Origin of the sequence: Verrucosispora sp. NA02020, from assembly GCF_013364215.1 — a bacterium.
GTDB lineage: Bacteria > Actinomycetota > Actinomycetes > Mycobacteriales > Micromonosporaceae > Micromonospora.
The window spans coordinates 64,639-73,073 of record NZ_CP054924.1; the positions used below are offsets into that span (position 1 = coordinate 64,639).

General features: G+C 69.1%; 12 protein-coding genes. 4 read left to right on the forward strand and 8 right to left on the reverse strand.

Annotation, left to right across the window (positions count from 1 at the left end; genetic code table 11):
- Genes HUT12_RS32475 through HUT12_RS32495 form a run of 5 tightly spaced genes read right to left on the reverse strand, consistent with a single transcriptional unit; the run spans position 1 to position 2,573 of the window.
- Positions 1–240, reverse strand: coding sequence for a hypothetical protein (locus HUT12_RS32475; protein ID WP_176096121.1), 240 nt, complete (start codon positions 238–240; stop codon positions 1–3).
- Complete coding sequence (locus HUT12_RS32480) at positions 240–758, reverse strand: hypothetical protein (RefSeq protein ID WP_176096122.1); 519 nt, start codon at positions 756–758, stop codon at positions 240–242. Before HUT12_RS32480 ends, HUT12_RS32475 begins: the two co-directional genes overlap by 1 nt.
- Positions 755–1,438, reverse strand: coding sequence for a GGDEF domain-containing protein (locus HUT12_RS32485; RefSeq protein WP_254877107.1), 684 nt, complete (start codon positions 1,436–1,438; stop codon positions 755–757). The genes HUT12_RS32480 and HUT12_RS32485 overlap by 4 nt, the downstream gene beginning before the upstream one ends.
- Complete coding sequence (locus tag HUT12_RS32490) at positions 1,435–2,028, reverse strand: histone-like nucleoid-structuring protein Lsr2 (protein ID WP_254877108.1); 594 nt, start codon at positions 2,026–2,028, stop codon at positions 1,435–1,437. The genes HUT12_RS32485 and HUT12_RS32490 overlap by 4 nt, the downstream gene beginning before the upstream one ends.
- Positions 2,025–2,573, reverse strand: coding sequence for a sigma-70 family RNA polymerase sigma factor (locus HUT12_RS32495; RefSeq protein WP_254877109.1), 549 nt, complete (start codon positions 2,571–2,573; stop codon positions 2,025–2,027). Before HUT12_RS32495 ends, HUT12_RS32490 begins: the two co-directional genes overlap by 4 nt.
- Positions 2,574–2,848: 275 nt before the next feature.
- On the opposite strand from HUT12_RS32495, the gene HUT12_RS32500 reads away from it, so the two are divergent.
- Both HUT12_RS32500 and HUT12_RS32505 read left to right on the forward strand, forming a co-directional pair.
- Positions 2,849–3,619, forward strand: coding sequence for a GntR family transcriptional regulator (locus tag HUT12_RS32500; protein WP_254877110.1), 771 nt, complete (start codon positions 2,849–2,851; stop codon positions 3,617–3,619).
- 9 nt (positions 3,620–3,628) lie between these two features.
- Positions 3,629–4,420, forward strand: a complete 792-nt coding sequence (locus HUT12_RS32505) for a protein phosphatase 2C domain-containing protein (RefSeq protein WP_176096123.1) — start codon at positions 3,629–3,631, stop codon at positions 4,418–4,420.
- 345 nt (positions 4,421–4,765) lie between these two features.
- On the opposite strand, the gene HUT12_RS32510 is transcribed toward HUT12_RS32505, so the two are convergent.
- The 3 genes from HUT12_RS32510 to HUT12_RS32520 all read right to left on the reverse strand — a co-directional run bounded on the left by HUT12_RS32510 (position 4,766) and on the right by HUT12_RS32520 (position 5,959).
- A complete protein-coding gene (locus HUT12_RS32510) occupies positions 4,766–5,137 on the reverse strand; it encodes a hypothetical protein (RefSeq protein WP_176096124.1) in 372 nt (123 codons plus the stop codon).
- 247 nt (positions 5,138–5,384) lie between these two features.
- Positions 5,385–5,762: a hypothetical protein gene (locus HUT12_RS32515; protein WP_176096125.1), complete on the reverse strand. Its 378-nt coding sequence runs from the start codon at positions 5,760–5,762 to the stop codon at positions 5,385–5,387.
- Between the two features lie 26 nt (positions 5,763–5,788).
- Positions 5,789–5,959 carry a hypothetical protein gene (locus tag HUT12_RS32520; RefSeq protein WP_176096126.1) on the reverse strand — a complete coding sequence of 57 codons (171 nt, stop codon included), beginning with the start codon at positions 5,957–5,959 and terminating at the stop codon, positions 5,789–5,791.
- A gap of 211 nt (positions 5,960–6,170) precedes the next feature.
- Here HUT12_RS32520 and HUT12_RS32525 point away from each other — a divergent pair, with 211 nt between their 5' ends.
- Positions 6,171–6,503, forward strand: coding sequence for a hypothetical protein (locus HUT12_RS32525; RefSeq protein WP_176096127.1), 333 nt, complete (start codon positions 6,171–6,173; stop codon positions 6,501–6,503).
- Positions 6,500–8,431: a tetratricopeptide repeat protein gene (locus HUT12_RS32530; RefSeq protein WP_254877111.1), complete on the forward strand. Its 1,932-nt coding sequence runs from the start codon at positions 6,500–6,502 to the stop codon at positions 8,429–8,431. The genes HUT12_RS32525 and HUT12_RS32530 overlap by 4 nt, the downstream gene beginning before the upstream one ends.
- Positions 8,432–8,435 lie beyond the last annotated feature (4 nt).

Below are 8,435 nucleotides of genomic sequence, written 5' to 3' on the forward strand. Positions count from 1 at the left end.
TCAGCCAGCCGCGAGCTGCGCCGGGCTCGGCACCCGCTCGTCGGCGATCCGGGCCCGGCCGCTGCCGAGCAGCTCCCGGGCGATCTCGTCTTCGGCGCACGACTTGTGGCACGCGGCGCCCTGGCCGTCGCGCATCTTCGTGGGGGTGTGGCAGCACCGGCAGGGCAACGCCCGGTCGGCGTCGTAGTGACCCGGACCGGTCCAGTCCAGGTGCACGTTCACCACCAGTCGGCCCGCCATCACGACACCTCCCCCCGGACCTGCCGCGCGGCCCGAACCTGGGCCAGCAGGTGCCTGCCCAGCGGGTTCAGGTCGGCCTCGGCAACGTCGGTGGCCAGGGGGTGCCGGCGGTCGTCGAGCCACCGCGCCAGCCGGCGACCGCCGACCCCGGCGGCGACCAGAACGACCGCGACGGCCGGGGAGTAGACCAGGGCCTGCGGCACCTGGTCGACGTGCTCAGCCAGCGCCCGGCCGGCGAGCACCGCGCCCACGGCGCCGGTGCTCACCACACCGGCAGCCGCACCGACCACTCGGGAGCGGTTCAACACCGGGGCCGGAGGCGGCGAGGCCGGACGGCGCACGGCCTGCCGGTACTCCCGCTCGGCGTCGACCAGGTGCCGCAGCTCGGCGGCGAGCCGGCCCGGCAGCGCCGCGACCGTCCCGGCCCGACGCTCCAGCTCGATGTCCGGCACGTCCCGCAGGCCGGCCCGGTAGCGGTCCAGCACCACAGCCATGTCGAGCGCGGTCGGGGTCGTCATGCCGCACCCCCCAGCGTGCGGGCCATCTCGGTCATCTCCCGCAGCCGCACGACCGGCCGCTTCTCGATCTCCGGCAGATCGGCAATCCGGTCGTACTCGGCGACCTGGTCGCCACCGGCGGCCTTGGCCCGGTAGAGGGCCAGGTCCGCCGCGCGCAGCACCCGCGACGGGTCGTCACCGACCATCGCCGAGACCGCGCCGACGCTGGCCCGCACCGCCAGTTCCTGCCCGCCCGGCAGCGTCACCGGCGCGGCCAGGGCCCGCACCACCTCGGCACCGAGGATGTGTGCGATCGGCGCCGGTGACGGGCAGACCAGCACGAGCTCGTCACCGCCGAGCCGGGCCACCACCGAACCGTCGACCTCGTCGATCGCGTCGGACAGCCGGGTCGCGACCTCGACCAGCACCGCGTCACCCGCGTCGTGCCCATAGGTGTCGTTGACCTGCTTGAACCCGTCCAGGTCCACGATCACCAGGTCGTAGGGCTCCCAGACCAGGTCCGCCAGCGCCTCGGCCAGCCCGGTCCGGTTCGCCAGGCCCGTCAGCGGGTCGACCAACGCCGCCCGGCGGGCCTGCACCAACTGGGTCCGCTGCGACCACACCGCGCGGGCCGCCCACACATGCCCCGCCACCGACACCACGGCGGCGGCCGGCAGCAGCACCTTCGTCAGCGTCCTCACCGCGCCACCTCCGACCCAGTCGCGGCGGCGTACGCCTCCGTGATCTGGCGGGAGATCCGACCCCGGTCGGCGACCTCGAAGCCGTTGGCCACCGCCCACGCACGGATCTCGGCCCGCTGGCCGGCACCCTCACGACGGTTGCTCCGCTGCGGCGATGCTGCGGAATCGCGCCCAGAGGTCCCGCGCAGCTTCTGCCGCACCTCGGCGAGCTGGCTCGCCAGCGTCGCCGCGGCCTCGGCCAGCTCGCGGCGCTGCGCCTCGGCGGCCTCTCGCTCTTGGCGCTGCTCCTGCTCGGCCTCGATACGGGCCGTCAGGTTCTGAACCAGACCGGTGATCTTCTCGCCGAGGTGCCGGGTCCGCGCCAGGTCGCTGTCCATAGCCATCCGCAGCAGCTCGTCCACGCCGCGAGGGGTCGTCGGCGCGGTCGGGGTGTCCTGCGGCGTGGCCGGGGCGGTCGCCGGTGAAGCGCCGGGGCCCTTGATGACCCGGATGCCCATCGGGACGTGCTGCGTCGGGGCCAGCTGGCCGTGGGCGGCCCGTACGGCGGCGGCCCGGTCGGTGCCGTTGAGCGGCGTCATCGTCGTGGTCATGCCGGCATCACCGCAGCCGCCGGCAGCAGCCCCCGCAGGGCCTGCAACGCCTTGTACTGAAGACCCTTCACCGCGCTCGGGGTCTTGCCGAGCTTGGTGGCGGTCTCCTCGATCGACAGCTCCCCGAAGTAGCGCAGGGCAACGACCTGCCGCTGGTTCGGGTTGAGCTGCTCGATCCCGGCGATCAGCGCCTCACGGGTCAGGTTCGCCACCGCGTCCGCCTCCGGACTCGGCACCCGCCCTACCGGGGCGGCGTCGCGCAGCTCGGCCACCGGACGCTCGCGTCGCTGGTGCGACCGCTGCCAGTTGATCGTCAGGTTCCGGGCGATCGTGGCCAGCCACGTCCCGAAGTCACTGCCGCGCTGGCGGAACGAACCGAGGTTGGCCAGGGCCCGGGTGAACGTCTCCGAGGTCAGGTCCTCGGCCGCCTCCCGGTCCAGCACCCGCCGGTACACCTGCCGGTGCACCTGGTCGACGTACCGGCCGTAGATCTCGCCGAAGGCCTCCGCGTCACCGGCCTGCGCCCGCGCCACCAGGGCGGACACGTCGCCAGGCGTCGATCCGGGCTGGGGCTCTACCCCCTGATTTCGGGCAGCACGTACCCTCATTGCTGGCATCTGAGCCTCCTTGGTTGGGATGCCGCGCCGGGCCTCGGCGGGGCGCAATCCCGCCGGGGCCTTTTCCGTGCCCTTCGAAAGGGCCGAGAATGATCACTAGAGTCTGTATGCAGACCTATCAACGTGCGGACAACGTTAGGTTGCCAATGCGTCAGGGTCAAGGATTTCTGTATGCAGACCTTCAAAGGTCTACTCTGGGGCCTATGAGCACCGGCCCAACCGATGCGCGACCTATGCAAGTTCGCGTCGCCGACGACATCCGCCTGAAGATTGAAACGGGTGCCCTCCGACCAGGTGATCAGCTACCGACCCTCGACGAACTGGCGGCCGGCAACCTGGTCAGCCTGGCCGTGGCGCGTAAGGCGATCGATTTGCTCAAGCAGCAAGGGCTCGTCGTGACAGTTCAGGGCAAGGGCACGTTCGTCCGGGAGCGTCCGACCGCGCGCAGGCACGGCATCGACCGGTACGCCAAGAGTCGTTGGAGGGCCGGGCGGGCGATCCTGGCTGCAGAGGCGAAGTCACAGGGGCACAGGGCCAGCCAGTTGATCCGAGAACTCGCGGAGACATCAGCGCCAGGGCCCGTCGCTGAACGGTTCAAGATCCCCATTGGCACTCCGGTGTGGGTCCGGCGACGGACGACCCTCGTAGATGATCGTCCTAACCAGCTCGCCGACTCCTACTTTGAGCTGGGTGTCGTCAAAGGCACGCAGATCCAGGAGGAAGACACTGGACCTGGTGGCAGCTACGCCCGCCTTGAAGAGGCCGGGTACGAGCTGGACGAGATCGCCGAAGAGTGGTCGATCCGGATGCCTACAGGCCCGGAGAGTGCGGCACTACGCCTGCCAGCGGGAACACCCGTGGTAGACCTGGCCCGCACAACGTTCGACATCACCGGGAGACCGGTAGAAGTAATGCTCGCCGTCATCGCGGGCGATATGGTCCAGATGTCGTACCGGTTCAAGATCCCCGACTAAAGGCGGTCTGTGCACATCACCTACGCGGCCGCCATGGAGGCAGCCCCGGACAGCACCAACGAGGACCGCTTCGCTGTCGGCGACGGGTGGGCCCTGGTCTTGGACGGCGCAGGCCGATATCCCGGAAAGTCGGGGGGTTGCATTCACCCCGTCAGCTGGATCGTCGAACGGTTGACCGCTCATCTCAGCGCTGGCTTGGGCAAGCCAGAGAGTCCGCTGACCGCCATCGTCCGGTCTGCGGTTGGAGCCACCATGGCTGACCATGGCTCCGCATGTGACCTCAGCGATCCGCTCTCACCAGGAGCAACGGGCGCAGTAGTCCGCTTCGGCAAGGATCAGGTCGAGTGGCTGGTTCTCGGCGATTGCGCGGCGGTCATCGACCAGGGTGTCGACGGGTGCACAAGCGTCGTTGACGACCGTGTCGATCACCTGCCGAACGCCCCCGTAGTAGAGGGTCGGGTGCGTACCTACTTGCCTGAATACGTGGCGACGGTGCGCAACCAGCCCGGAGGGTTCTGGGTCCTCGGCGCAGTGCCAGCGGCTGCCGACCATGCGCTGGTGGGGTCGCTGCCGAGCGGCTCAGTCGACCAGGTGCTGCTTTGTTCCGACGGCGTATCTCGACTGACCGAGCGGTACGGGTGGACCTGGCGCGATGTCTTGGATCTTCAAGCAATCAACGGACCCGAGGCAGTCATCCGTGCTGTTCGCGCGGCTGAACGGGATGATCCAGACCCTCGGCGTTGGCGCGGCAAGCTTCATGACGATGCAACCATCGTGGTCCTCCGAGTTCGCAGTGGCTGAGTGAACCCCCCAACCATGAGCAGTGCAGCCCTGATCTCGATGCTGCTGGCGGCGTAGGCGACGGGGGAGGCAGGCGGCCGGCCTCGCCTTGCCGAGGCGACCGCGTCAGCGCGGCCCTCCGGCGCAAGCACGTCGTCGAGCTGGGTACCGACCATCTGTGGTCATGGGGTGTTTGGGCTGGCCGTCGAACCTGCTGCTATGTCAACGCCGCAAACTCGCTGGCCACGGTTAGTTCCCGGCATCCTTCAACGACAGGCAATGACCCGTAATCCGGCCCGGATCTCGCTCGTTGCCCAGTAGGAATGGATGTCGGGGGCCATCTCGTTGCCAGCCCGACGGTTAAGGCTATTTCTGGTCGCCGCCGCGTTCGCCAACGAGAATGGCGACCAGATGTAGCAGGTGAGCGATGGTCCTGGCCATAGCGGCCAGGCCATCGTGCCCGGTGGCGTGCAGGATCTCTGCCGTCGCCTCCAGGCCGGTGGCCGTAGCCATCAGGGCCCTAGGTTCCCAGTCGGATACCGCCGGCTGCGGCATCTGGCTGGACCGGTCGTTGTGCGCTGACGAGGAACCGTCTGGCTCCTCGTCTCCTTCCTTCTTCTCGGGCGCCGGTGAGCCGAGACGAATACCGGTGGACCGAGCGCTCAACCCGATGAACGAAGACGAGCCGGGTGCGTGACGCTTCTCGACGTATCCGCCCTGCACGGCAGCAGCCGTCAATCTCACATACGCTGCAGGCCACCACCCATCCGGCCGCCCTGAAGGCTGAAGTGGTGCCCTTGCAGTTCGCGCATACGCCTGAGGCCGCAGCGGAGCATCCGCTGCGGCCTCAGGCAAGACAAGCCGCTGCTCTACCGATTGAGCTACATCCCCATGTGGTGGAGATGACGGGACTCGAACCCGTAACCGGCGGCGTGATCGTGGGGCATCCCCGAGGGAGTGCCGCCTCCAGTGTAGAGGGTTGGCTCTACCAGGAGCTGTCGATGGGTACGACCCAGCGGGGGCGCTGCCGGCTGATCATGTAGGCGTCCGGCTCCTCGGTGAGGACGACGCAGCGGCCGTGGCGGTAGGAGAGGACCGCGGCTGCGGCGAGGTCTTCGCGGCCGTCGTAGTAGAGGGTCCAGTCGAGCACGAGGTCGTCGTCGGCGCGGTCGGGGGAGACGATCACGACCTGGGGGTGGTGCATGAGCTCGGTGAGGTCGATGCCCGGGTCACGGCGTACGGCAGCCACGAGGCAAGCGACGGGTACGGCGACCGCTTCGCTGGCTTCGTCGGCGAGCAGGATGGGCTCGTGGACGTGCATGGATCCGGCTACGAACGCAGCGATCGCGCTGGTATCGAGCACCAGCGCGATCGGGCGGTTGTCGTCGGTTACGCGGCGCGGCGCCGGCGGGCTGCGGCCCACTCCCGTACGACGCGCATCTTGTCATCGCGTTCGTCGGCCCACTCCTGGTCGCTCACCTCGGCAAGGTCAGCGCGCAGGAGCTGGAACCGGTCGCGGATCTGAACACGCTCGGTATCCTGGTCCTGGTCATCGGCCATGCGACGAAGCCTACGCCTGGCTGAGGTCGAGGATGCTCCAACTGGCGGGCAGGACGGCGGCAGCCGGCTCGGGCGCGGTGGTGGCCAGGTGCGCCTGATGGATCAGTGTTCGTAAACTTGGTTGAATTCATCAGCCTTGATCTTGGTGGGGGTGGCCGTCGTGCCCCGTCGGACTCAACAGTGGGTGTGGGCCGGACGTTCCATCTTCGGCATGATCGTCGTGGCGTTGGTGGTCTACCTGGCTTCGGTCGGGCTTGACAAGGCGGACAAGGTAGCCAGCAGTATCGGCGCGGTCGTGGCGCTGCTCGCTTTGGGGGCGCCGTATCTGCTGCCTCCGTCTCAGTCAGGAGGTGTGCCGATGCTTAACCCGGACCGGGTCGAGGACACCGGGAAGGCCAAGGCCACCGGCGGTGGGCGGGCCAACACCGGACTCGAGGCCGCCGGTTACGACCGGCCGGCACAGGTAACACGCTCGGGAGACGCGACCGCCGACGGGCCGGGGTCGGTGGCCAACACCGGCATCCAGCGCGGACCTCGGCCGTGACCACCAGCGAATACTCACCGCACAAGCCGCCCAACGCGGCCATCGTCACCGATTCCGGTAATGCGTCGGCCGATCGCGCTGGTGTCGCCAACGCCGGCATCATCAATGGCGATGTTAGGCCCGAGCATCACGAGCACCACCACTATCCCGCCCCCCGTGCAGTGCCAGCGCCAGTGTGGCCGGTCTTGGTGGGGCAGATTCCCGAGTTGGCGTCGGCGTTCCAGGCCCGGCGGGGGTTACGGGATCAGATCCTGGCTGCCCGTCAACGCGGTGACGACGTGGTCCTGACCCAGCGTGATGCCGCCCGCGCCGGCCCGGATCTGGGCACGCGGGTGCTGGCGGGTGGGGGAGGTGTCGGTAAGTCTCAGCTGGCGGCGTGGTTCGCTAAGCACACCGATGCAGACCTGGTGATGTGGGTGAACGCCAGCAGTCTGGAGCAGGTCATCACCACCTACGCCCGCGCTGCGGCGCGAATCGGTGTGCCCGGCGCTGACGGCGTCGACCCGGCCTCGGACGCCAAGGTGTTGCGGGAGTGGCTGCACACCACCGATCGCAGCTGGCTGATCGTCCTCGACGATGTCACCGATCCGGCCCGCCTTGCCGAGTGGTGGCCGCCGCACCGGCCTACCGGATGGACCCTGGCCACTACCCGTCTACGCGATGCCACCCTCACCAGCTCCGGCCGGCGGAAGATCGACGTCGACGTGTACACCCCAGGCGAATCGGTGGCGTACCTGAGCGACCGGCTCACCGAAGAGGGCTACGCCCATCTCTTCGACGACCAGGCCACGGCTCTGGCTGCAGCGTTGGGGCACCTGCCCCTAGCGTTGTCCCATGCCACCGCCTACATGATCGACCAGGAGGAGAGATGTGCGGCCTACCTTGCCCGCTACACCTCCGGCGAGGAGCGGCTGGCCGAGCTGATGCCAGCCAGCGCCGACCCCGACGCGTACGGCCGCCCGGTAGCCGTCACCCTCCTGCTGGCTCTGGACGCCGCCGACGCCAGCGAGCCTGCCGGGCTGGCCCGCCCCGCCTTGGCGCTGGCCGCCGTCTGCGACCCGGACGGTCACCCCGACACGCTGTGGGCCACCACGGCGGTCACCGGCTACTTGTCCGAACACCGCACCGGCGGCGCCGCGCAGCCTGTCACCGCCGACCAGGCGTATAAGGCTATGCGGCTGCTGCGCCGTTACAGCCTGCTCACCCACACCCGCACCGACGGCGCCCGAGCCGTACGTATCCACGCCCTGACTGCCCGCGCTGCCCGGGAAACCAGCACAGATCAGGCAACGGTCGTCCGCGCCGTCGCGGACGCCCTGCTGCAGCTGTGGCCGGACAACGACCACACCCCCACCGACCCCGTCGTCGCGCTGCGTGCCAACACCACCACCCTGGCTGGCATCGCCGGTGACCTGCTCTGGCGCCCCGACGGTCATCCATTGCTGTACCGAGCCGGCATCAGCCTGCTGAACGCCGGCCTACACACCCCCGCCGTTACCTACTGGCACCACATGGCCTCACAGGCCCAACGGCTGCTCGGCGACGAGCACCCGGACACACTGACCTCCCGGGCCAACCTCGCAACCTCGTACCGCCAGGCGGGACGCACCAACGACGCGATCCCCCTCGAAGAGAGGGTGCTAGCCGACCGGGTCCGGCTACTCGGCGACGAACACCCGAACACACTGACCTCCCGGGCCAACCTCGCAACCTCGTACTGGCAGGCGGGACGCACCAACGACGCAACCACCCTCCTGGAGAAGGTGCTGACTGACTCCGAGCGACTGCTCGGCGACGAGCACCCGGACACACTGACCTCCCGGGCCAACCTCGCAACCTCGTACCGCCGGGCGGGACGCACCAACGACGCAACCACCCTCCTGGAGAAGGTGCTGACTGACTCCGAGCGACTGCGATCCCCCTCCTAAAGAA